The 22,215-nt window shown below is 41.7% G+C and carries 19 protein-coding genes, 7 tRNA genes and 1 other RNA gene; 18 read left to right on the top strand and 9 right to left on the bottom strand.

Features of this window, described 5'->3' with window-relative positions; translation table 11 throughout:
• Window positions 1–290: 290 nt before the first annotated feature.
• Window positions 291–1,211: an oxygen-dependent coproporphyrinogen oxidase gene (gene hemF / locus SC428_RS17850; protein ID WP_283125712.1), complete on the bottom strand. Its 921-nt coding sequence runs from the start codon at window positions 1,209–1,211 to the stop codon at window positions 291–293.
• 136 nt (window positions 1,212–1,347) lie between these two features.
• Here hemF and SC428_RS17845 point away from each other — a divergent pair, with 136 nt between their 5' ends.
• From SC428_RS17845 to cysM, 8 genes are all read left to right on the top strand, one after another.
• Window positions 1,348–1,779, top strand: coding sequence for a GNAT family acetyltransferase (locus SC428_RS17845; protein WP_070930074.1), 432 nt, complete (start codon window positions 1,348–1,350; stop codon window positions 1,777–1,779).
• Between the two features lie 70 nt (window positions 1,780–1,849).
• Window positions 1,850–2,446: an RpoE-regulated lipoprotein gene (locus SC428_RS17840; RefSeq protein WP_070930075.1), complete on the top strand. Its 597-nt coding sequence runs from the start codon at window positions 1,850–1,852 to the stop codon at window positions 2,444–2,446.
• 173 nt (window positions 2,447–2,619) lie between these two features.
• The gene (locus SC428_RS17835) at window positions 2,620–3,516 is read left to right on the top strand and encodes a Dyp-type peroxidase (RefSeq protein ID WP_070930076.1); all 897 of its coding nucleotides are present in this window, start codon (window positions 2,620–2,622) and stop codon (window positions 3,514–3,516) included.
• A gap of 254 nt (window positions 3,517–3,770) precedes the next feature.
• A complete protein-coding gene (locus SC428_RS17830) occupies window positions 3,771–4,793 on the top strand; it encodes a sulfate ABC transporter substrate-binding protein (RefSeq protein WP_070930077.1) in 1,023 nt (340 codons plus the stop codon).
• Window positions 4,793–5,623, top strand: coding sequence for a sulfate/thiosulfate ABC transporter permease CysT (cysT, locus tag SC428_RS17825; protein ID WP_140180350.1), 831 nt, complete (start codon window positions 4,793–4,795; stop codon window positions 5,621–5,623). Before SC428_RS17830 ends, cysT begins: the two co-directional genes overlap by 1 nt.
• A gap of 18 nt (window positions 5,624–5,641) precedes the next feature.
• Entirely contained in the window at window positions 5,642–6,484 is an 843-nt protein-coding gene (cysW, locus tag SC428_RS17820; RefSeq protein WP_175442603.1) for a sulfate/thiosulfate ABC transporter permease CysW, read from the top strand.
• Window positions 6,485–6,486: 2 nt separating this feature from the next.
• Window positions 6,487–7,575: a sulfate/thiosulfate ABC transporter ATP-binding protein CysA gene (cysA, locus tag SC428_RS17815; protein WP_140180352.1), complete on the top strand. Its 1,089-nt coding sequence runs from the start codon at window positions 6,487–6,489 to the stop codon at window positions 7,573–7,575.
• A 205-nt stretch (window positions 7,576–7,780) separates the two neighbouring features.
• Window positions 7,781–8,662, top strand: a complete 882-nt coding sequence (cysM, locus tag SC428_RS17810; RefSeq protein WP_070930080.1) for a cysteine synthase CysM — start codon at window positions 7,781–7,783, stop codon at window positions 8,660–8,662.
• Between the two features lie 76 nt (window positions 8,663–8,738).
• Here the strand turns inward: cysM and crr are convergent, their stop codons facing one another.
• From crr to cysZ, 5 genes are all read right to left on the bottom strand, one after another.
• Window positions 8,739–9,248: a PTS glucose transporter subunit IIA gene (crr, locus tag SC428_RS17805; RefSeq protein ID WP_070930081.1), complete on the bottom strand. Its 510-nt coding sequence runs from the start codon at window positions 9,246–9,248 to the stop codon at window positions 8,739–8,741.
• A 62-nt stretch (window positions 9,249–9,310) separates the two neighbouring features.
• Window positions 9,311–11,038 (bottom strand): phosphoenolpyruvate-protein phosphotransferase PtsI, encoded by a 1,728-nt coding sequence (gene ptsI, locus SC428_RS17800; RefSeq protein WP_070930082.1) that lies wholly within the window; start codon window positions 11,036–11,038, stop codon window positions 9,311–9,313.
• Window positions 11,039–11,319: 281 nt separating this feature from the next.
• Window positions 11,320–11,577: a phosphocarrier protein Hpr gene (ptsH, locus tag SC428_RS17795; RefSeq protein ID WP_008910625.1), complete on the bottom strand. Its 258-nt coding sequence runs from the start codon at window positions 11,575–11,577 to the stop codon at window positions 11,320–11,322.
• Window positions 11,578–11,948: 371 nt separating this feature from the next.
• Entirely contained in the window at window positions 11,949–12,902 is a 954-nt protein-coding gene (cysK, locus tag SC428_RS17790) for a cysteine synthase A (RefSeq protein ID WP_070930083.1), read from the bottom strand.
• 243 nt (window positions 12,903–13,145) lie between these two features.
• The gene (gene cysZ / locus SC428_RS17785; protein ID WP_140180356.1) at window positions 13,146–13,910 is read right to left on the bottom strand and encodes a sulfate transporter CysZ; all 765 of its coding nucleotides are present in this window, start codon (window positions 13,908–13,910) and stop codon (window positions 13,146–13,148) included.
• Between the two features lie 350 nt (window positions 13,911–14,260).
• Here cysZ and zipA point away from each other — a divergent pair, with 350 nt between their 5' ends.
• From zipA to SC428_RS17765, 4 genes are all read left to right on the top strand, one after another.
• Window positions 14,261–15,253 (top strand): cell division protein ZipA, encoded by a 993-nt coding sequence (gene zipA / locus SC428_RS17780; RefSeq protein WP_070928814.1) that lies wholly within the window; start codon window positions 14,261–14,263, stop codon window positions 15,251–15,253.
• A gap of 56 nt (window positions 15,254–15,309) precedes the next feature.
• Window positions 15,310–17,325, top strand: coding sequence for an NAD-dependent DNA ligase LigA (gene ligA, locus SC428_RS17775; RefSeq protein WP_318709357.1), 2,016 nt, complete (start codon window positions 15,310–15,312; stop codon window positions 17,323–17,325).
• Between the two features lie 231 nt (window positions 17,326–17,556).
• A complete protein-coding gene (locus tag SC428_RS17770) occupies window positions 17,557–18,741 on the top strand; it encodes a NupC/NupG family nucleoside CNT transporter (protein ID WP_283125715.1) in 1,185 nt (394 codons plus the stop codon).
• 66 nt (window positions 18,742–18,807) lie between these two features.
• Window positions 18,808–19,023, top strand: a complete 216-nt coding sequence (locus tag SC428_RS17765; protein WP_140180360.1) for a DUF3820 family protein — start codon at window positions 18,808–18,810, stop codon at window positions 19,021–19,023.
• A gap of 99 nt (window positions 19,024–19,122) precedes the next feature.
• On the opposite strand, the gene SC428_RS17760 is transcribed toward SC428_RS17765, so the two are convergent.
• The 3 genes from SC428_RS17760 to gltX form a co-directional block, all read right to left on the bottom strand.
• Window positions 19,123–19,198: transfer RNA gene (locus SC428_RS17760), tRNA-Ala, on the bottom strand.
• A gap of 41 nt (window positions 19,199–19,239) precedes the next feature.
• Window positions 19,240–19,315 (bottom strand) — tRNA-Ala (locus SC428_RS17755).
• A 176-nt stretch (window positions 19,316–19,491) separates the two neighbouring features.
• On the bottom strand, window positions 19,492–20,913 hold the full coding sequence (gene gltX / locus SC428_RS17750) for a glutamate--tRNA ligase (protein WP_070928811.1): 1,422 nt from the start codon (window positions 20,911–20,913) through the stop codon (window positions 19,492–19,494).
• 473 nt (window positions 20,914–21,386) lie between these two features.
• On the opposite strand from gltX, the gene SC428_RS17745 reads away from it, so the two are divergent.
• The 6 genes from SC428_RS17745 to SC428_RS17720 all read left to right on the top strand — a co-directional run.
• Window positions 21,387–21,462: transfer RNA gene (locus tag SC428_RS17745), tRNA-Val, on the top strand.
• 44 nt (window positions 21,463–21,506) lie between these two features.
• Window positions 21,507–21,582, top strand: a tRNA-Val gene (locus tag SC428_RS17740).
• Between the two features lie 35 nt (window positions 21,583–21,617).
• Window positions 21,618–21,693 (top strand) — tRNA-Val (locus SC428_RS17735).
• Window positions 21,694–21,735: 42 nt separating this feature from the next.
• Window positions 21,736–21,811: transfer RNA gene (locus SC428_RS17730), tRNA-Lys, on the top strand.
• A gap of 161 nt (window positions 21,812–21,972) precedes the next feature.
• A tRNA-Lys gene (locus SC428_RS17725) sits at window positions 21,973–22,048 on the top strand.
• Between the two features lie 44 nt (window positions 22,049–22,092).
• Window positions 22,093–22,215: non-coding RNA, RtT sRNA (locus SC428_RS17720), on the top strand; the annotation flags it as partial.

The raw sequence follows: 22,215 nt of genomic DNA, 5'->3' as shown, positions 1-22,215 counted from the left end.
AATAGACTCCATTTTGTTTGTGAGAATGGAATCATAGGCGATGAAGTTGATTATGTAACTAGTTGATAGTTAATCATGTTTATTAAAATTTGCTAATTTTTATCACAAAAGCCGCCAAGCATTTTAGCGACTTTAATGATAGTAATCACTGTCACTATTTATACTCGTCATTTTTCAAGTTGCAGGGCTTTCGTTGAGGTATAAGTGACTACGCTACGCTCGCCGAGTCACAGAGTTTATCTATGCTCCCCGTCTATCTTCGCTTGTCGCCTACCTGCATCTTGAATTATTTAGAGTCTATCTAGCCAATTTTTTTTAGTGACTAAAAAATCACTGTATAACTTAGCTTCGGGGCTATTAGGTTCAGGATGATAATCATATTCCCAACGTACGAGTGGCGGCATGGACATTAAAATAGATTCAGTGCGTCCACCGCTTTGCAGACCAAATAATGTGCCTCTATCCCACACTAGGTTAAATTCTACATAGCGCCCGCGTCGATAGAGTTGGAATTGACGTTCTCTGTCTCCCCAAGAATGATGTCGGCGCTTTTCGACAATAGGAACGTAGGCCTCTAAGAAGCCATTACCGACAGCTTGTGTAAATGCAAAACAAGTCTCGAAATCAGGTTTGTTCAAATCATCATAAAACAATCCACCAACACCTCTTGGTTCATCGCGATGTTTTAAATAGAAATATTCATCACACCAATCTTTATAGGTTTGATAAGTGTCAGTGCCAAATGGCTTACACAGATCGCGAGCAACACGGTGCCAATGAATAACGTCTTCTTCAAAACCATAGTAGGGTGTTAAATCGAATCCACCACCAAACCACCAAACAGGGTCATGACCTTCTTTTTCGGCAATAAAAAAACGTACATTGGCATGAGTTGTTGGAATGTATGGATTAAGAGGGTGGATCACTAAGGAGACCCCCATTGCTTGGTAGCTACGGCCGGCGAGTTCAGGGCGATGCGCTGTTGCTGAAGCAGGCATCTGGTTACCTTGTATATGGGAGAAGTTAACGCCCGCTTGTTCAAAAATAGCGCCTTGCGTTAATACGCGGCTGCGACCGCCACCACCTTCAGCTCTTTCCCATGTTTGCTCTAGGAAGGTTTCCTTACCATCCAGTTCAGTTATTTTTTGGCAAATAGTTTCTTGTAGTTCGCGTAAAAAGGTTTTTACGCGAAAAATATCTGGGTAATTCATTGTGTTCCAATTGAACGGTTGGTAAAAAAAAGTGAGTAAAGTATACCTTTTTGAATTAAAAAAGGCATATTGAATATTGCTTGTGCGCCAAAAGCAGTGATAATGGCAGAAATCTCAGTTAAAACGGGTCATTAATATGGAAATACGTATTTTCCGCCAAAGTGATTTTGAGGAAGTCATCACACTGTGGGAACGCTGCGACTTAAATGAGTTCGGAGGCGATCCTGAACTTGATATTGAACGCAAGTTACAATGTGGTGCCGATTTATTTCTGGTTGCTGAAGTGACAGGAGAGGTCGTTGGTACTGTCATGGGAGGCTATGATGGTATTAAAGGCTCCGCTTGTTATTTAGCGGTTCATCCAGAGTACCGTGGTCGAGGCATTGCAAATGCTTTAATTAGTCGTTTAGAAAAGAAATTACGTGCTAGAGGCTGTGGCAGAATTGAATTACTTGTCAATGAAGAATCCGATTCAGCGATTTGTATGTTTGAAAAAATGCTTTATGAAGAAGAGCAACCTGCACGCCTTATTTACACTAAAACATTAACAAATGATTTAGATTTTTAGTGTCGGCTGGAATGTTTTTAAAAATAGGTTGTCACAGTAAGCATCAAGTAAATCATTAATAGAGGATGTTATGCCTAAAAGTGCAATTGTGAAGGTTTCTCAGATAACCGCACTGACGAGCGTATTGTTATTGTCTGGTTGCGCAGGCTCAGGAGGATTCTGGTCTTCACTTTCACCGATGAATTGGTTCAGTAGCCCAATAACGGTTAAAGCGGCGGGGGTTGGTGGGATCACCGCTTTTACGCCGATGCAAGCAGATATCATTAAAGAGCGTTTGGATAACCGTTATACCATTCGCAGTGGTATGCAAACCGAGCAAGGTGAAATTGTCACTGTTTTCCAAGGCATTGATGATGATACGGTTAAGGTTGAGGTGATTGGGCCTGAAAAAGGGCACGTTTCACGGGTTATGATTAACGATCCTAAAATTGTCACTGAATGGGGAACAGAAATCGGTTCGCAGTTTAGCGATATTTATGAGAAAGCGTTTGGTGCTTGTAAAATAGCTGAGCCGATTAATGACCAGCCAACAGTCGAGTGCGTTGCGCCGGAAACATCACATATTGTCTATAGCTTTACTGGTAAATGGCAAGGGCCTGAAGGTTTAATGCCACCTGACGATGAGTTAAAAAGCTGGACGATCTCGCAAATAACTTGGAAAAAATAATACAAATATTATTTAATCGCGTGCTTTATGGACCAAATAGGAATAAAGCACGTAATTTTATCTTCACTCAATAGTGAGTTAATCAAATCAATCCCATCTATTTCTTACCTGCTGGCAATTATTTGCGTTAAAATAGTCTGAGAATTACTTACATATAATAAGAGGTTGATTACATGTCTCATTCTCAGAGCGGTATTCTGAAAGATCACAGTCGTTTCGGCATTTTTATTGAAGCAATGGTGCAAGGAACTTTGGATGAAATTAAATTAGGTTGCCAGCACTTTGTGGATGCGTTGACGCAATTACAAGAACAATATCCAGCCGATCGTTTGGGTGCTGTTGTTGCATTTGGGTCGGATATCTGGAAGCAACTTTCATCATCTGAAAGTGCGCCTGAATTGAAACCATTTCGTCAACTAGGGAAAGGGTTAGCACCTGCAACCCAACGTGATTTATTTATTCATATTCAATCTCAACGTCATGATATTAACTTCTCGTTAGCTCAAGCGGCGTTAAAAGCATTTGGCTCAGCGATTAAAGTTGAGGAAGAGACTCACGGTTTTCGCTGGGTAGAAGAGCGCGATTTGAGTGGATTTATTGATGGTAGTGAAAATCCACAAGGTGAAGAAATTGCTGAGGTTGCTCTGATTGCCGATGGTATTGATATGGGCGGCAGCTATATTCTTGTTCAGCGTTATGAGCATAGTTTGAAAAAATGGGAGCGCTTCTCTGAGCATGAGCAAGAAAAGATGATTGGTCGCACTAAAAAAGATAGCGTTGAGCTTGATGAAAGTGCCCGTAATGTGACTTCCCACGTTTCACGTGTTGTGGTCGAAGAGGATGGTGAAGAGCTATCTATTATGCGTCATAGCCTACCTTATGGTACCGCGAGTGGTAAGCATGGTTTGTTCTTTGTCGCTTATTGCGCGCGTTTACATAATATTGAACAACAGCTATTAAGTATGTTTGGTGAAAAAGACGGTAAATATGATGATTTGCTGCGTATGACTAAAGCGGTATCAGGTAGTTACTACTTTGCTCCTTCTATTGATAGATTACTTGCACTATAAGCCTCAATGATTGTCGCAAGGAAGCGGCAACTCAATTTTGACACAACCTTCCTGTTCCCATTTCACGTTTTCATGAATAGCACTCATCTAACTAACTTTATGATAAAAAACACTATTTCATTGCTTATTGCCATAATGTATTGATTATATCAATTTGATATATTAAATGGCGATTGATAACTACACAGTTATAACCAAAGCAGATAAAGTAAGTTTAACGATGTAGTTTGGGTTTAGTGATAGGTAGGTGTTTAATGAAAAAAGCTTTCTTAAAAAAAACCGCTTTAGCCGGGTTAGCAACCATTTCAGTGATGGGCAGTACACCCTTAGTTGCCGCTGAATTACTTAATAGCTCCTATGATATTGCTCGCGAATTATTCGTGGCTTTGAACCCAGAGTTTGAGAAACAGTGGAATGAATTACATCCTGATGACAAAGTGACAATTAAACAGTCACATGCAGGTTCATCCAAGCAAGCACTGGCTATTCTACAAGGGCTAAAAGCCGATGTAGTGACCTATAACCAAGTCACGGATGTACAAATTTTGCATGATAAGGGCAATTTGATCCCTGAAAATTGGCAAGCCCGTTTGCCAAATAACAGCTCACCTTATTATTCCACGATGGCATTTTTAGTACGCAAAGATAATCCAAAAGGGATCAAAACCTGGGATGACCTAGCGCGCTCAGACGTTAAATTAATATTTCCTAACCCAAAAACATCAGGTAATGGCCGCTATACCTATTTAGCTGCTTGGGGGGCTTTCGCACAAGAAAATAAAGGCGACGAGAAGAAAACTCGCGAGCAAATGAAGCAGTTTTTAAAAAATGTCGAAGTATTTGATACAGGAGGCCGTGGTGCAACGACATCTTTTATTGAACGTGGCCTTGGTGATGTATTAATCAGTTTTGAATCAGAAGTGAATAATATCCGCCAGCAATATGGCGAATCAGATTATGAAGTTATCGTCCCGCCAGTGGATATTTTAGCAGAGTTTCCAGTGACGTGGATTGATAAAAATGTGCAGAAAAATGGCACAGAGGATTTAGCAAAGGCGTATCTATATTATTTATATAGCCCAAAAGCCCAAGAAATCATTACCAGTTTTAATTATCGCGTTAACGATAAACAAGTTATGGCTGCGAATAAAGAAAAATTCCCTGAGACACGTTTATTTACTGTGGAATCCCAATTTAAAAGCTGGCCTGCGGTGATGGAAACCCATTTTGCAACTAACGGCGAGTTTGACAAATTGATGGCAGAAGGGCGCCGTTAATGCGTAATTCAGGGAAGCGCTTTTTGCCTGGGTTTGGCCTGACACTAGGCAGCAGTTTGTTCTATACCTGTTTGATCTTACTGCTGCCGTTAAGTGCCTTAGTGATCCAGTTGTCAGAAATGACATGGCAGCAATATTGGGCTGTAGTCAGTTATCCACAAGTCGTCGCAGCATATAAAGTGACTTTGTTGGCAGCGTTAGTGGCGAGCCTATTTAATGCGGTTTTTGGTATGTTGCTAGCATGGATTTTAACCCGTTATCGATTTCCGGGACGGACTTTTTTAGATGGCTTAGTTGATCTGCCTTTTGCATTACCAACGGCAGTGGCTGGTTTAACATTAGCGACTCTATTTGCGACATCGGGTTGGTATGGACAATATTTGCACCAGTTTGATATTAAGGTGGTCAATACTTGGTTAGGTATTGCGGTAGCGATGGCATTTACGAGTATCCCGTTTGTCGTCAGAACGGTACAACCTGTTTTGGAAGAGCTAGGCCCTGAATATGAAGAGGCCGCGCAAACGTTAGGCGCAAGTCGTTGGCAAACTTTTCGTCGGGTAGTATTACCAGAAGTTTCACCTGCATTACTGGCTGGAACGGTACTCTCTTTTACCCGCAGTTTAGGGGAATTTGGCGCTATCATTTTTATTGCAGGTAATATTGCTTGGCAAACCGAAGTCGTTTCATTGATGATTTTTAGCCAATTACAACAGTTTGATTATCCAGCGGCGAGTGCAATCGCATCCGTGATTTTAGCAGCGTCATTATTACTGTTGTTTAGTGTCAATATCGTGCAAAGCCGTTTTGGCAAGCGATTAGGGGGTAAATAAGTGGCTCAAATTACACCAATGACGGCAACTTCACGTCAACCTATTAATTGGGCTAAATGGTTCCTGATCGCTGTTGGCGTATTATTTTCAGTATTATTGCTGGTGGTACCTATTATTTGGATCTTTATGACTGCATTTTCGAAAGGGCTCGATGCAGTTTTACTTAATTTAAATGATTCAGATATGTTGCATGCAATTGGTTTAACCGTACTGATTGCCTTGATAACCGTTCCAGTAAACTTAATTTTTGGCACTATGCTTGCGTGGCTAGTGACTCGTTTTCAGTTTCCGGGAAGGCAGCTATTACTCACATTGGTTGATATTCCTTTTGCGGTATCGCCAGTGGTTGCAGGTTTACTGTATTTGCTGTTTTACGGGTCTAATAGTTGGTTTGGTGGTTGGCTTGAAGGCTATGACATTCAATTAATGTTTTCGTGGCCAGGTATGGCATTAGTGACTATTTTCGTCACTTGCCCATTTGTAGTCAGAGAATTGGTTCCCCTGATGCTAAGCCAAGGGAGTCAAGAAGATGAAGCCGCTGTTTTATTAGGCGCATCCGGCTGGAAAATGTTCTGGCGGGTGACATTACCGAACATTCGCTGGGCACTGCTATACGGGGTTGTTCTAACCAATGCGAGAGCAATTGGTGAATTTGGTGCAGTTTCTGTGGTATCAGGTGCAATTCGTGGGGAAACCTACACATTGCCATTACAAGTTGAATTACTGCATCAGGACTATAACACCGTGGGCGCATTCACTGCTGCGGCGATCCTTGCTGTAATGGCAATTATCACTTTGATTATTAAAAGTGCATTGCAATGGCATTTGAGCCGGCAGCAATCCGAATCAGGAGTTCATTAACAATGAGTATTCAAATCGAAAAAATCGGCAAATTATTTGCTAAAACGCAAGTGCTGAAAGATATCTCATTAGATATTGCTTCCGGAGAAATGGTGGCTCTACTTGGTCCATCAGGTTCAGGTAAAACAACACTGCTGCGAATTATCGCAGGTTTAGAGCAACACAGCTCAGGTGCTTTACGTTTCCATGGTCAGGATGTCAGTCGCATTCATGCTAAAGATCGCCATGTTGGATTCGTATTTCAGCACTATGCCTTATTCCGTCATATGACCGTATTTGATAATGTTGCTTTTGGTTTAACTGTTATGCCAAGAAAGCAACGTCCATCGTCACAAGCTATTACACAAAAAGTGATGCAATTATTGGAGATGGTACAGCTTGCTCATCTAGCGACACGTTATCCTTCCCAGTTATCTGGAGGGCAAAAACAGCGAGTTGCTTTAGCGAGAGCACTGGCTGTAGAGCCACAAATTTTATTACTTGATGAGCCTTTTGGTGCCTTAGATGCGCAAGTTCGTGTTGAGCTACGTCGTTGGTTGCGTCAATTGCATGATGAATTGAAATTTACCAGTGTGTTTGTGACTCATGATCAAGAAGAAGCAATGGAAGTTGCTGATAGAATTGTGGTAATGAGCCAAGGCCATATCGAGCAAGTTGGTACACCGGATGAAATTTGGCAGCACCCTGAAACTCGTTTTGTATTAGAGTTTATGGGGGAAGTTAATCAACTTCACGGTCATATCAAAGGTGCTCAGCTACAGATCGATGGTTATGATTTTCCATTACATCATACGAGTGCTCATCAAGGCGAAGTGGATGTATTCTTACGCCCTTGGGATATCAGTTTAGTTAAAGAGGCTGATGAGCAACATCGTTTACCAATTCGCGTAATTGAATCAGGTCCTAGAGGTCATTTTTGGCAGCTAACCGTCCAGCCGATAGGTTGGGGAAATGAACCTTTATCCGTAGTGTGGCAATCCTCTCACTCAATTCCAATGAGGGGGGAACAATATTTCCTTGGTAGTCATAAGGCCAAAATCTATCAAGGTGAAAATGAACTGTTTTTTCCCCAGCTAGCCCAAAGCGCTTAATATCCAATCAGTTACAATTGCGCCAATAAAACGATTTTATTGGCGCAATCCTCGTCTGTTATCTAAATTAGTTGTAAGCCCAATCGATTTTATTAATTATTGATATCTAAGTGAATTTTTTTCATGCGAACTATTTAAGCATAATAGGATATCATTTATAACCATAAGAAAGCGCATTAGAGATAAATGAAATAAGGAATCGATAGTGGCAACTCTGGAACAATTTATTGGTAACACGCCTTTAGTTAAACTTCAGCGCTTAACTGATGGGGTAAATGCTGAAATTTGGGTAAAACTAGAAGGCAATAACCCTGCTGGTTCAGTAAAAGATCGCGCTGCGTTTTCAATGATCACCGAAGCAGAAAAACGAGGTGAAATAACACCCGGTGATACATTGATAGAAGCGACAAGTGGTAACACCGGTATCGCACTTGCCATGATCGCAGCTGTTAAAGGTTATAAACTGAAACTATTGATGCCTGAAAATATGAGTAAAGAGCGCCAAGCATCCATGAAAGCATATGGCGCTGAATTAATTTTAGTCAGTACAGCAGTGGGTATGGAAGGGGCTCGTGATTTAGCTCAGGAAATGGAAGCACGTGGAGAAGGGAAGGTGCTCGACCAATTTAATAATCCTGATAACCCTCTGGCACACTTTAACACCACTGGGCCAGAAATTTGGCAACAAACACAAGGGCGTATTACGCACTTTGTTTCAAGTATGGGGACAACAGGTACCATTACGGGTGTGAGCCGTTATTTAAAATCACAGTCGCAAGATATACAAGTTGTTGGATTACAACCCGCAGAAAAAAGCCAAATCCCAGGTATTCGCCGCTGGTCACCAGACTATCTTCCGGGTATTTTTGACCAAAATTTAGTTGATAGTGTGTTAGATATCAATCAGCAAGAGGCTGAAGACACGATGAGGGCGCTTGCCAAACGTGAAGGTATCTTTTGTGGTGTTAGCTCTGGTGGAGCGGTTGCAGGGGCGCTGAGAGTCGCTAAAGCGGAGCCTAATGCCGTGATTGTGGCGATTATTTGTGACCGAGGCGACCGTTATCTCTCAACAGGTGTGTTTGATTAGTCGCTGAATATCATAAAAAAACCATCAGTAGCATAAGCTATCTGATGGTTTTATTCTATCGTCAAAGACGATGAGATTATTTCTTAACGCGCATCACAACGGTTTCACCAACAGTCACGGTACCGCTAAGCTTAGTCAGTTCTTTAATTTCATCCATGTTAGAAATAACGACAGGGGTTAAAACTGATTTTGCTTTCTCTTCTAGTAATGCGAGATCAAACTCGATAACTAAATCGCCTTTTTTAACTGTTTGGCCTTCTTCAGCAATACGCTTAAAGCCTTCACCTTTTAGCTCAACAGTATCAATACCGAAGTGAACAAATAGTTCAATGCCATCATCCGATTCAATGGAAAACGCATGGTTAGTTTCAAAAATCTTACCAATAGTCCCATCTACAGGAGCGACAATTTTGTTACCCGCAGGTTTGATAGCAATACCATCACCAACAATTTTCTCAGCGAAAACAACGTCGGGAACGTCTTCAATATTGACGATTTCACCTGATAAAGGTGCGATAATTTCAATACTGCCACTGCTATTTTTATCATCCGAAACCAGTGATTTCAGTTTGTCAAACAGACCCATGGATCTTCTCCTAATCGTTTATATGGGACCGAAACTAATGTGCTGTTTCTATTGTGCTACCCCTAGCATAACGTTTTTTCTTGGATAAAGGTATCGACAAGTTTCATTAATTCATCCGCAGTAGGTTGAGCAAGTGCCTGTTCAGCTAATGCTTTAGTATCTGCAAAGTTTGCATTACGAATTAATTTTTTAATACGAGGGATTGCAATTGCACTCATACTAAACTCATCTAATCCCATGCCAAGCAACAATAAGGTTGCACGTTCGTCTCCTGCTAGCTCGCCACACATTCCTGTCCATTTACCTTCCGCATGTGATGCGTCAATAACCTGTTTAATTAGGTTTAAAACCGCAGGTGACATCGGATTGTAGAGGTGAGAAATCAGCTCATTACCACGGTCAACAGCTAGAGTATATTGAGTGAGATCGTTCGTCCCAATACTGAAAAAGTCAACTTCTTTTGCTAAATGATGAGCAATTACTGCGGCCGCTGGTGTTTCCACCATGACACCAACCTCAATTGATTCATCAAAGGCTTTGCCTTCTTCACGTAATTGACCTTTTAGCATCTCAAGTTCTGCTTTTAGTTCACGCACTTCCTCAACGGAAATAATCATCGGGAACATAATACGCAGTTTACCAAAACTTGAGGCTCTTAAAATAGCTCTTAACTGAGAATGTAGAATTTCTTTACGATCAAGGCAAATACGAATTGCACGCCAACCTAAGAATGGATTCTCTTCTTTAGGTAAGTTCATGTATGGTAAATCTTTATCACCACCAATATCCATGGTACGTACAATGACCGCTTGGCTGCCCATGGCTTCAGCAACCGCTTTATACGCTTGGAACTGCTCTTCTTCGGTTGGCAGAGAATCTCTGTCCATAAATAAGAATTCTGTGCGGTATAAACCAACACCTTCAGCCCCATTACGTTCTGCGCCCGCAACATCACGTACCGTACCAATGTTTGCACACACTTCGACTTGATGGCCATCAAGTGTGATTGCTGGCAAATCTTTTAGCTTAGCAAGCTCATTTTTTTCTTGTTGGTATTCTTCATTGAATTTTTTCAGTTTATCAATTTCTTGATCTGATGGATTCAAATAAATGTGGTTATTTACGCCATCAAGGATGATGTAGTCGCCATTTTTAATTTTCGTTGTGGCATCTGAAGTACCAACAATTGCAGGTAGTTCAAGTGAACGCGCCATAATAGAGGTATGCGAGGTGCGGCCACCTAAATCAGTGATAAAACCGAGCACTTTATCAAGATTCAGTTGCGCGGTTTCAGAAGGGGTCAAGTCAGCAGCGACAAGGATCACTTCTTTATCGATAGCGCTTAAATCAACAATTGGCATGCGCAGGATGTTTTTTAATAAACGCTTACCAATATCACGTACATCTGCTGCACGTTCTTTCAAATACTCATCATCAAGTGCTTCAAGGGCTTGTGCTTGATCTTCAATCACAGAATGGACAGCGGCATCCGCTGTTTTTTTGTCACTTTTAATTAGCGTAACAATTTCTTGCTCAAGCTCTTCATCTTCCAACAGCATAATATGGCCTTCAAAAATCTCAGCTTTTTCTGCACCAAGGTTTTTTTCGGCTTTTTCTTTGATGAGGCTGAGTTGTTCGGCTGATTTGTTGCGTCCATCAATAAAGCGTTGGATCTCGGTTTCTATCTGGTCATCAGCAATTTTTTTAGTGCTAACAATGATAGGGTCTTCTTTGAGGAGTAAAGCCTGACCAAAAGCAAAACCTGGGGATACTAAAATTCCTGAAATCATATTATTACCTTACTACTGCGGCTCGGTGTTCTGATGTTGAAGAGATAACAGCAAGCTTGTCAATCTGTAAACTGATATCCCTAAATGTAGACTCGCAATACTTCAAGCTGCGGCGTCTTGCTTTAAGATATGGTGGCTATGCTTATTGGGACTAGTCACATACTTGTCGATGATCCTAGGTCGTTACGCACTCGCCACCTCGCTACATTGCAAATTATTTAGAGCTAAATATTTAGGGATGGAGAATTAACTCAGTAACACTGGTTCTCTTGCTCGCAAGATTATTCCAGCTCACCCATCAGTTTAACTAAATGTTCTACTGCTTGTTTTTCATCTTCACCTTCGGCTGAAATGGTTACAACAGTACCTTGAGTTAACCCCAGAGTTTGTAGCTTGAATAGGCTTTTTGCGCTGGCTGATTTGCCACCTGAAATCAAAGTGATATCAGAAGTGAATGCTTTAGCTTCTTTCACAAATTGAGCGGCAGGGCGTGTATGTAAGCCATTTGGTGCTGTAATAGTGACTTCTTGCTGGAACATATTATTTCCTCAATAACTTAGTTTTTTATTAGTGTAGTTGATTTAACTTAGGTTTGTATACTCGCTTGTCATACGACAGTTTCAAGTTGAACTGTGCATGACTGAGTGTGCCTAGTTAGATTATTAACGGTTAAAAAGGTTTCCGACTTTGTCGAATATCAACCTTTTTTCAGTTTACAGCCTAAATAATACCAGTTCGACAATCAAATTTTTTGATTTAAATTGGATTAATTTCGAGGCTCAAAATAATTACTATGTTTAATACTAGACCCTCGATTAGAAATCATCTCAATACGTGCTAAAGTTTGATCCATACCACAAAAAAAGCACCAACAAGGTGCTTTTTTAACGAATAGTTAACGCTTTTAAAATTAATCTGCTGCAAGATCGGCGAATAAGACCGTTGAAAGATAACGCTCACCCGAAGAAGGTAATATCACAACGATATTTTTATCTTTAAACTCAGGTTCTGCTGCCAATTTAACGGCGGCAGCAACAGCAGCGCCAGAAGAGATCCCCGCAAGAATGCCTTCATTTTCCATTAACGCGCGTGCAGTTTTGATAGCTTCGTCATCACTGATTTTAAATACTTTATCAATCAGTGAAACATCCAAGTTACCAGGAATAAATCCAGCCCCAATGCCTTGAATTTTATGAGGACCTGGTTTCACCTCTTCACCCGCTAGCGTTTGGCTGATCACCGGTGAGGTTTCTGGCTCAACAGCAACGATAGTGACATCTTTGCCTTTAGTTTTCTTTAAATAACGGCCAATTCCTGTGATAGTTCCGCCAGTTCCAACGCCCGCGATAACGGCATCTACTTGACCGTCGGTATCTTCCCAAATTTCAGGTCCGGTGGTTTTTTCGTGAATTTCAGGGTTTGCTGGGTTATTAAACTGCTGTAGCAAAATATATTTATTTGGGTCACTTTTAACGATTTCTTCTGCTTTTTCGATAGCGCCTTTCATACCTTTAGCGCCTTCAGTTAAAACAAGGTTAGCGCCGAGTGCTTTTAGCAGTTTGCGTCGTTCAATACTCATCGTTTCAGGCATGGTTAGGGTTAATTTATAACCTCTTGCAGCTGCAACATAAGCTAATGCAATACCTGTATTACCACTGGTTGGTTCAACGAGTTCTTTATCTTTAGTTAGAATTCCTTTTTTCTCAGCATCCCAAATCATATTCGCACCAATACGACATTTGACGCTAAAACTTGGATTGCGCGATTCAACTTTCGCTAAAATATTGCCATTTCCGAAATGTTTTAAGCGTACTAATGGGGTATGACCAATGGTTAGCGAATTATCATCATAAATTTTACTCATGGGATATCCTTATAATAGTCAATTAGGGCCGAGAATTGGATGTAAGGTTGATCCCAAAATACGCGAACAAACCTTTATTGCAAATATGAATTACCTATATGCTTATATCTTTAAGTTATTTTGAACAGATATATTTTAGTAAAAGGTTATGACAAAAATGGCGAATATAGCAAGAGAACAAAGGGAGGAATGAGTAAAAACGCGAGCTATTTATCAATAACATCGCGTTTTATTGTAGAGAGATTAGTAACGTGCATAGCGAGCGCGATAACGGTCAACCCACATTAAGGTTGCGCCACATACAGCGACAGGCATGATCAGCAAGTTAAGGATTGGGATCATCATCAATACGCTAACTGCACCGCCAAATTGAATATTATTCATACGGTCTTTTGACAACGCTTGTTTCATATCGTTAAAGCCAACACGATGGTTATCAAACGGGTAGTCACAATACTGAATTGACATCATCCAAGCGCCGAATAGGAACCAAAGAATTGGTGCAACGGTTTGCCCGATACCAGGGATGAAAAACAAAATGAGTAAACCAATAGCGCGGGGAAGGTAGTAGCCAATTCTCACGAACTCACGTTTTATCATTCGTGGAACGTCTTTTGCGACATCAATGATGCCCCCATCAGGTGCAGGGATACCGGTTAACTCAGACTCAAGTTTTTCAGATAGCCAACCGTTAAATGGTGCTGCGATAATATTGGCAACAGTACTAAAAAAATAAGTAAATATGAGCAAGATTGATATAACAGCAATTGGCCAAATGAGATAATCAAGCCATTGTAGCCAGCTTGGGATATAACTCATGACTTGAGCAATCCAGTCACCGAGCTTGCTATATAACCACCAAAATGCGCCACCAAGTAAAATAATATTGGCTAAAAGCGGCAAAATAACAAAACGTTTAATTCCTGGGCGCGTGACTAAGCGCCATCCTTGTGCGAAGTAGTAAAAGCCTGAATGGCTTTTTTGTTGCGGATCTGTCGATTGGATCATACTTCTTCTTCTCTCCTTTACGGTTGACCATGTATCATATAGGTAGGATTTTAGGCTGGCTAGTCAGTATTTGCTTAAAAAAACAGCAAACGAAAGCAGAATTGTCTCTTTCTTATAAGAAAATCGTTCAGAGGGTTGCACTTAGCACGTTTGCCAAATAATCTTAAGGTATATCCGTCATATTTTAAGTTGCGTTTATGTTGACGGTACTTAGCTGTATGAATGCCTTAAAATTATAAATTACTGTAGTTTTATGGTAGATTTTACAGCTTGTTAGCTCGCAGCTTAAAATATTTGGGCTTCGTTTTTGCCGTGGTGGCATTATCATTCAACAACTAGAGATAGCAGCGATGCAGGATTTGCGTCTGATATTAGTGGTCGTAGGTGCGATAGCCATAGTTGCGCTGTTACTGCATGGTCTATGGACCAGCCGTAAAGAGCGCTCAAAGTTATTCCGTGATCGTCCCGTAAAACGCCGAAAACATGACAGTCAGGAGAAATCGTCAGATTATGATGATGATTCTGCATTATTCAATGAAACTGAAGCACAAGAGAAACCTATCTCTCAGCCTGCGGTTTCTGAACCTGTGCGTCAGGTAAAGGAAGAACGTCGTGTCGAGCCTGATTTGCCACCCATTACACCTTCTGCTCATGATACCGAACCTGTATTAAATATTACGCCAGCGCGTTCAGAACCTATTGTGTCTGATGTCGCTCCACAGGTCGATATTGTGAACGAACAATCTGCTGCGAAAGTCACACCTTCCCAGCCATCTGCTGCTGTGCGTACCCCGCATACGCCAGAGCAACCCGAATTCGATTTCGATATTAATGACAATCAAGAGGAGCAACAGCCGATACACCATGAACAGGAACAGGCGCACACTGAGAAGAAAACTGAACAACCGCAAAGTGAATCTCCAACGAACAACAAGGAGACGGTTCTGGTTCTTCATGTAGCTGCTCATCAAGGCCAAGTGTTACAAGGTGAAGTGCTGTTACAAAGTATCTTACAAGCAGGGTTCCAGTTTGGTGAAATGCGTATTTTTCATCGCCATGTGCACCCTTCGGGGACTGGTCCTGTGCTGTTTAGCCTTGCAAATATGGTTAAACCGGGTTCATTTGATCCTGAGACCATGTCTGAGTTTACGACGCCGGGTGTCTCCATGTTTATGATGGTGCCATCTTATGGTGATGCAAGCCAAAACTTCAAGTTAATGCTACAGGCAGCACAACGCATCGCTTCAGATGCGGGCGGTGTTGTCCTTGATGATGAGCGTAAAATGTTAACACCTCAAAAAATAGAGGTGTATCATGCTCGAATTCGCAATACACTAAATTAATTATCAGAACGACCGAAACCCCCCTTAATTGGGGGGTTTACATTTATGGGTGAAACATGACGACAAAATCACATCTCGATGCGCTCAAACAGCAATTACGTTATCACGAATATCAATATCATGTATTAGATGCGCCTGAAATTCCGGATGCTGAATATGACAAACTCATGCAAGAACTCAAAGCCATCGAAGCAGAGCATCCTGAATGGATAACTAGCGACTCGCCGACACAGCGTGTTGGTGCAGCACCACTAGCTGCATTTGATACTGTTCATCATGAAATACCGATGTTATCGCTTGATAATGTGTTTGATGAGGAAAGCTACCTTGCGTTTGATAAACGCGTTAAAGATCGATTGAAAGACCAACAAGAGCAAACTTTTTGCTGTGAATTAAAACTCGATGGCCTCGCGGTAAGTTTATTATATGAAAATGGCGAGCTGACCCAAGCAGCAACGAGAGGCGATGGCACTGTTGGCGAAAATATCACATCGAATGTGAGAACCATCCGTACTATTCCACTGCGTTTAATCGGAGATAACATTCCTGCCCGCGTAGAAATTCGTGGTGAAGTGTTTATGCCACAAAAAGGATTTGAAGCCCTCAATGAGGAAGCTCGCCGTACAGGTGGTAAAGTGTTTGCTAACCCCCGCAATGCAGCCGCAGGCTCATTACGTCAGCTTGATCCTCGCATCACCGCAAAAAGACCACTGACTTTTTATTGTTATGGTGTAGGTTTAGTGGAGGGGGAAACATTACCAGATACCCATTATGAGCGTTTGATGCAATTTAAAGCGTGGGGCTTACCTGTTAGTGATTATGTTCAACTGAAAACTGGCCATAAAGCGGTATTAGATTTTTATCATGAAATAGAAAGAATTCGCCCATCGCTTGGTTTTGATATTGATGGGGTCGTGATCAAAATTAACTCGATTGCGACTCAAGAGCAATTAGGCTTTGTATCTCGTGCTCCTCGTTGGGCTACCGCGTTTAAATTCCCTGCGCAAGAACAAATGACCTTATTAAAAGACGTTGAATTTCAAGTAGGGCGTACTGGAGCCATTACACCCGTTGCGCGCTTAGAACCTGTTCAGGTTGCTGGTGTGATAGTCAGTAATGCGACACTACATAATGCAGATGAAATAGAACGTTTAGGCGTACATATTGGTGATACAGTGGTGATCCGCCGAGCAGGTGATGTGATCCCGCAAATTGTTAGCGTAGTTGGATCAGAACGACCAGCAGATAGTCGTGAAATCGTATTCCCAACTCATTGTCCAGTCTGTGGTTCAGATGTCGAACGCGTAGAAGGCGAAGCTGTTGCGCGTTGTACTGGTGGTCTGATTTGTGGCGCCCAGCGCAAAGAAGCATTAAAACATTTTGTGTCACGCCGTGCTATGGATGTCGATGGCATGGGAGACAAAATTATCGACCAACTGGTTGAAAAAGAGTATGTAAAAACACCCGCAGATTTATATCAATTGAGTGCAGGTATTCTCACTGGGCTGGATAGAATGGGGCCTAAATCGGCACAGAATTTAGTGGATGCTTTAGAGAAATCGAAAGCAACGACACTCGCACGTTTTATTTATGCTTTAGGTATTCGTGAGGTTGGAGAAGCAACAGCGGCGAATCTCGCGTCGCATTACGGTACCCTTGAAGCCGTGATGGCAGCAGATGAAGAGTCACTAAAAACAGTACAAGATATTGGTCACGTTGTGGCTAAGCATGTGGTTAATTTCTTCCGTGAAGAGCATAACCAAGCGGTGATCCAAGATTTGCTAAATAAAGCGAATATTCATTGGCCACAAGCAGTTGCGATAGATGTCAGCAGTATTGATAGCCCATTTGCAGGGAAAACAGTGGTATTAACCGGATCTATGAGCCGCTTAACCCGCGATGAAGCAAAAGATAAGTTGGTCGCATTAGGGGCTAAGGTTGCTGGTAGTGTTTCGAAGAAAACTGATTTAGTGATTGCAGGGGAAGCGGCAGGCTCCAAACTGGTTAAAGCAAATGAATTGGGTATTCAAGTCATTGATGAAGACGAGCTTATCCGTTTGCTAGGTTCTTGATTTTCTACTATAGTTTTTGAATGTCATCACCTGAAAATAGGTGATGACATGACCTATATCAACTTATAGGTTAACAGTCAGTATTTCCGCTTAAAGTGTGATCGGCATTAGCTTTCTACAAAATACAATGTATCCATTTTCATGCTAATGTGACGGTTGTCGCATTTAAATGTCGCCTATTACATAGAATATACACATAAACCGCTTTGTTTAAATTTGTTGGAGTCGCATATGACCTCGATCCTGCATTTTGTTTTATCTCTTGTTGTAATTGGCGCTCTTGCGACATTAGCAAGTAGTAACCGTAAGGCAATCCGACTACGTTATGTTGTACAATTACTGGTTATTCAAGTTGCATTAGCTTATTTCTTCTTGCACTCTGATGTAGGTTCTTCGTTTGTATTAGGCGTCGCAGGTGTCTTTGAACACTTATTAGGATATGCAGCTGAAGGGACTAAATTTATCTTTGGTGGCATGATCGAAGGCCATTTAGCGTTCTTCTTCTTGCAAGTTCTTTGCCCTATCATCTTTATTTCAGCACTGATCGGTATTTTACAGCATATCAAAGTGTTACCTATTGTGATCCGCATCATTGGTACCGTGCTATCTAAAGTGAATGGCATGGGAAAATTGGAGTCATTTAACGCGGTTAGTTCATTATTACTTGGACAGTCTGAAAACTTTATTGCTTATAAAGACCAACTAGGCAAAATGTCAGAACGCAGAATGTACACCATGGCGGCGACTGCAATGTCGACAGTTTCAATGTCAATTGTAGGTGCTTATATGACAATGTTAGAACCCCGCTATGTAGTTGCAGCGTTGGTGCTGAACATGTTTGGTACTTTCGTTGTACTTTCACTGATTAACCCATATCCACCAGAAGCAGAAGAAGAGTTGCAAATGAACAACATTCATGAAGGTCAAAGCTTCTTTGAAATGCTGGGTGAATATATTCTTGCTGGTTTTAAAGTCGCGATTATTGTTTCTGCTATGCTGATCGGTTTCATTGCTTTGATTGCAATGGTGAATGGTATTTGTGTTGCGCTGTTCGATATTAAATTCCAAACAATGCTAGGTTATGTATTTTATCCTTTTGCTTGGATACTCGGCATTCCTGCTGATGAAGCTTTACAAGTAGGTGGTATCATGGCAGTGAAAATGGTGACGAATGAATTTGTTGCTATGGGGGATTTACAAGCAGCGGCGGCGGCACTTTCTCCTCGCTCCGTGGGTATTCTATCGGTATTCTTAGTTTCTTTTGCTAACTTCTCATCAATTGGTATTGTAGCAGGCGCAATCAAAGGCTTGAATGAGAAGCAAGGTAATACCGTTGCTCGCTTTGGTTTAAAACTTCTGTTTGGTTCAACATTAGTTAGCTTCTTATCAGCGGCGGTTGTTGGGCTCATTCTATAACGCTAATAAAAATGTTAAAATGACTAACGGCATTCATTATGAATGCCGTTTTTGCTTGGAGAGAAAATGGAAAAACAAGATCTTATCGATATAGCAAATACGCAAATGCCATTTGGGAAATACAAAGGTAGAACCTTAGTCGATCTCCCTGAGGAGTACTTGTTGTGGTTCTATAAGAAAGGTGAGTTCCCGAAAGGGCGACTTGGGCAATTAATGGAAATGGCATTAGGGCTTAAAATAGAAGGGCTGGATAGCCTTGTAAAGCCGTTAAAACGTGTCTGACTTACTCGTCATACTTCAAGTTGTTATGTTCAATCACATTACTCGCCTAATGGTAACTTGAATTCTTTAGAGTAGTGATTGAAATTGGATATGAGGATTTGGTGGAGCTAAGCGGGATCGAACCGCTGACCTCTTGCATGCCATGCAAGCGCTCTCCCAGCTGAGCTATAGCCCCAATAGATTTGATTTTGGATAAACACCTAACAGGGAATTAGGTGGTGGAGCTAAGCGGGATCGAACCGCTGACCTCTTGCATGCCATGCAAGCGCTCTCCCAACTGAGCTATAGCCCCAACAAAATCTATGGACGGAGGGCATGATATTCAAGCAATGTCAGGGTGTCAATCAAATAATGTGGTTTTGAGTTTAACTGCTGAATTATAGAGCATTTAAACAGCAAATCAGTGGGATGGGTTGGATTTTGAGAGATCCCTATGCCGCCATATACAGCATAGGGAAGTGCTGATAATTATTGAGCTGATGCTTCACGTTCAGCGATAAAAGCAAGTGCTTTATCAATACGAGCAACAGAGCGTGCTTGACCAATAGCATGGACAGTCACATCTAAAGCAGGGGATTGGCCTGCACCTGTTACTGCAACGCGCAATGGCATACCCACTTTACCCATACCGACTTCAAGCTCAGTCGCAGTCTGCTCAATAGCTTGATGAACGTTTTCAGCCGTCCACTCAGTGATTGCGGCCAGTTTTTGTTTCACCGTTTCTAATGGCTGGCGAGCAACTGGGCGCAAATGTTTTTTCGCAGCATCTGCATCGAACTCATTAAACTCTTCATAGAAATAATGGCAAGACTCGGCCATTTCTTTGAGTGTTTTACAGCGTTCGCCGAGTAATTTCACTAGTTCAGCCAATTGTGGCCCATTTTGTGTATCAATATTTTGTTGCTCAATATGCCATGCAAGGTGAACAGCAACTTCTTCAGCTGGCAAGTGGTTAATATAATGGTGATTTAACCAAAGCAATTTATCTGTATTGAATGCACTTGCTGATTTGCTAATGGCATCTAAGCTGAAGTAGTTGATCATTTCTTCACGGGTGAAAATTTCCTGATCACCATGTGACCACCCTAAACGCACTAAATAATTAAGTAGAGCTTCAGGTAAATAGCCTTCATCACGATATTGCATCACGCTAACTGCGCCATGGCGTTTAGACAGTTTTTTACCGTCGTCACCTAAGATCATGGAAACGTGAGCGTACTCAGGTACAGGTGCCCCCAAAGCTTTTAGGATATTGATCTGGCGAGGAGTATTGTTGATGTGATCTTCACCGCGGATCACATGGGTAATTTCCATGTCCCAGTCATCAATAACGACACAGAAGTTATAAGTTGGTGAACCATCAGTGCGGCGAATAATAAGGTCATCAAGCTCTTGGTTACTAAATTCGATAGGGCCACGAATGTTATCATCAAAGATAACAGAACCTTCTTGTGGGTTGCGAAAACGCACCACATGAGGCTCATCTGCTGTGTGATTATGAGCATGGTCACGGCAGCAACCATCGTAGCGAGGTTTTTCACCTGAAGCCATTTGCTGGTCACGTAGCGCTTCTAAACGTTCTTTTGAGCAATAGCAACGATAGGCAGTGCCTGCATCAAGCATTTGATCAATGACATCGTTATAGCGATCAAAGCGCTTAGTTTGGTAGTAAGGGCCTTCATCCCAATTTAAATTTAACCAGTTCATACCATCCATAATGGCATCGATAGCTTCCTGAGTTGAACGTTCTAAGTCGGTATCTTCGATACGTAGAACAAACTCGCCTTGATTATGGCGGCTGAATAACCAGGAATAAAGCGCGGTACGCGCTCCACCAACATGTAAATAACCTGTTGGACTAGGTGCAAAACGGGTTTTAATTTTACTCATCGAGATTGCCTTAATTGCGATACGGGTTTCTAACGTGCCTATACTCTAAATAATTCGAGGTGCAGCGAGGCGACAAGTGAGCGAGTCGCTGAAAGCATACATGGGTATGTGACTAGTAAAAGAGGGCGTAGTCACCATACCTTAACGAAAAGCGCTGCAACTTGAAGTATGACGAGTATAAAATGTAGTTCTATTCTATCACTCTACAGTGATACCTCAATAAAGTTATCTGTAGTTAGATAAATAAAATCTGTTTAAAGAAGCAAATAACCATTTTTTACCAGCATAAAAATAATTTTCGACTAATATTGTTTTTGTTAGGTGGTATAAATTAACCTGATTCTGGTTAAATAAGATTCTTTTCTGATGAATATTGGTACATCTTGCTTATTTTTACAACGAACAGAAAAAATCTATTCAAAAACCGTTGACTCAGAACGAGGGATCCCTATAATGCACCTCCATCGACGACAGGGCGATTAGCTCAGTTGGTAGAGCATCTCCCTTACAAGGAGGAGGTCACTGGTTCGAACCCGGTATCGCCCACCACTGTCGACGATAAAGAAGTACTTAGTAGTAAGCAGTAAATAAATGGGCGATTAGCTCAGTTGGTAGAGCATCTCCCTTACAAGGAGGAGGTCACTGGTTCGAGCCCGGTATCGCCCACCATTTATTTACCCAATATGTGAAACTTGTCATGAAGTGGGCGATTAGCTCAGTTGGTAGAGCATCTCCCTTACAAGGAGGAGGTCACTGGTTCGAACCCGGTATCGCCCACCACTTCATTAGTTAGTTGCATTATGTCAATTTAGATTTATAGATGGGTCGTTAGCTCAGTCGGTAGAGCAGTTGACTTTTAATCAATTGGTCGCAGGTTCGAATCCTGCACGACCCACCATCTAAAGATACAAAACCAATCATTTTTAAGATGGGTTGTTAGCCCAGTCGGTAGATTATTGTGTTTTACAAGATGGTTGCAGGTTAGACCCGTAAGGGTAAGTCCGAGAGACTAAAATCCTGCACGTATATCAAGCATTTTTAGTATCAAAATTCAACGATGGGTCGTTAGCTCAGTCGGTAGAGCAGTTGACTTTTAATCAATTGGTCGCAGGTTCGAATCCTGCACGACCCACCATCTAAAGAAACACTCCGTTCTTAATCCCAAAAAAAGATCCTTGCATGTTGCACGTAGAGTGCGGGTGAGAAGCTGCGTTCAGGTTCGAGCCGAGCGAAGCGAGACAGCGTTGCGCTTGCGCAACGACCCGAAGGGCGAGGCCATCGGCCGAGTCATCCTGCACGACC

The sequence above is a fragment of the Providencia sp. 2023EL-00965 genome (genome assembly GCF_033550225.1).
GTDB lineage: Bacteria > Pseudomonadota > Gammaproteobacteria > Enterobacterales > Enterobacteriaceae > Providencia > Providencia manganoxydans.
The sequence above is the reverse complement of the archived record's forward strand: the minus strand, read 5'-3'. Positions and strand labels throughout refer to the sequence as shown.

Coding starts and splice junctions, on each gene's coding strand:
- hemF (WP_283125712.1), bottom strand. CDS start 1,211: ATGAATTACCCAGATATTTTTCGCGTAAAAACCTTTTTACGCGAACTA.
- SC428_RS17845 (WP_070930074.1), top strand. CDS start 1,348: ATGGAAATACGTATTTTCCGCCAAAGTGATTTTGAGGAAGTCATCACA.
- SC428_RS17840 (WP_070930075.1), top strand. CDS start 1,850: ATGCCTAAAAGTGCAATTGTGAAGGTTTCTCAGATAACCGCACTGACG.
- SC428_RS17835 (WP_070930076.1), top strand. CDS start 2,620: ATGTCTCATTCTCAGAGCGGTATTCTGAAAGATCACAGTCGTTTCGGC.
- SC428_RS17830 (WP_070930077.1), top strand. CDS start 3,771: ATGAAAAAAGCTTTCTTAAAAAAAACCGCTTTAGCCGGGTTAGCAACC.
- cysT (WP_140180350.1), top strand. CDS start 4,793: ATGCGTAATTCAGGGAAGCGCTTTTTGCCTGGGTTTGGCCTGACACTA.
- cysW (WP_175442603.1), top strand. CDS start 5,642: ATGACGGCAACTTCACGTCAACCTATTAATTGGGCTAAATGGTTCCTG.
- cysA (WP_140180352.1), top strand. CDS start 6,487: ATGAGTATTCAAATCGAAAAAATCGGCAAATTATTTGCTAAAACGCAA.
- crr (WP_070930081.1), bottom strand. CDS start 9,248: ATGGGTCTGTTTGACAAACTGAAATCACTGGTTTCGGATGATAAAAAT.
- ptsI (WP_070930082.1), bottom strand. CDS start 11,038: ATGATTTCAGGAATTTTAGTATCCCCAGGTTTTGCTTTTGGTCAGGCT.
- ptsH (WP_008910625.1), bottom strand. CDS start 11,577: ATGTTCCAGCAAGAAGTCACTATTACAGCACCAAATGGCTTACATACA.
- cysK (WP_070930083.1), bottom strand. CDS start 12,902: ATGAGTAAAATTTATGATGATAATTCGCTAACCATTGGTCATACCCCA.
- cysZ (WP_140180356.1), bottom strand. CDS start 13,910: ATGATCCAATCGACAGATCCGCAACAAAAAAGCCATTCAGGCTTTTAC.
- zipA (WP_070928814.1), top strand. CDS start 14,261: ATGCAGGATTTGCGTCTGATATTAGTGGTCGTAGGTGCGATAGCCATA.
- ligA (WP_318709357.1), top strand. CDS start 15,310: ATGACGACAAAATCACATCTCGATGCGCTCAAACAGCAATTACGTTAT.
- SC428_RS17770 (WP_283125715.1), top strand. CDS start 17,557: ATGACCTCGATCCTGCATTTTGTTTTATCTCTTGTTGTAATTGGCGCT.
- SC428_RS17765 (WP_140180360.1), top strand. CDS start 18,808: ATGGAAAAACAAGATCTTATCGATATAGCAAATACGCAAATGCCATTT.
- gltX (WP_070928811.1), bottom strand. CDS start 20,913: ATGAGTAAAATTAAAACCCGTTTTGCACCTAGTCCAACAGGTTATTTA.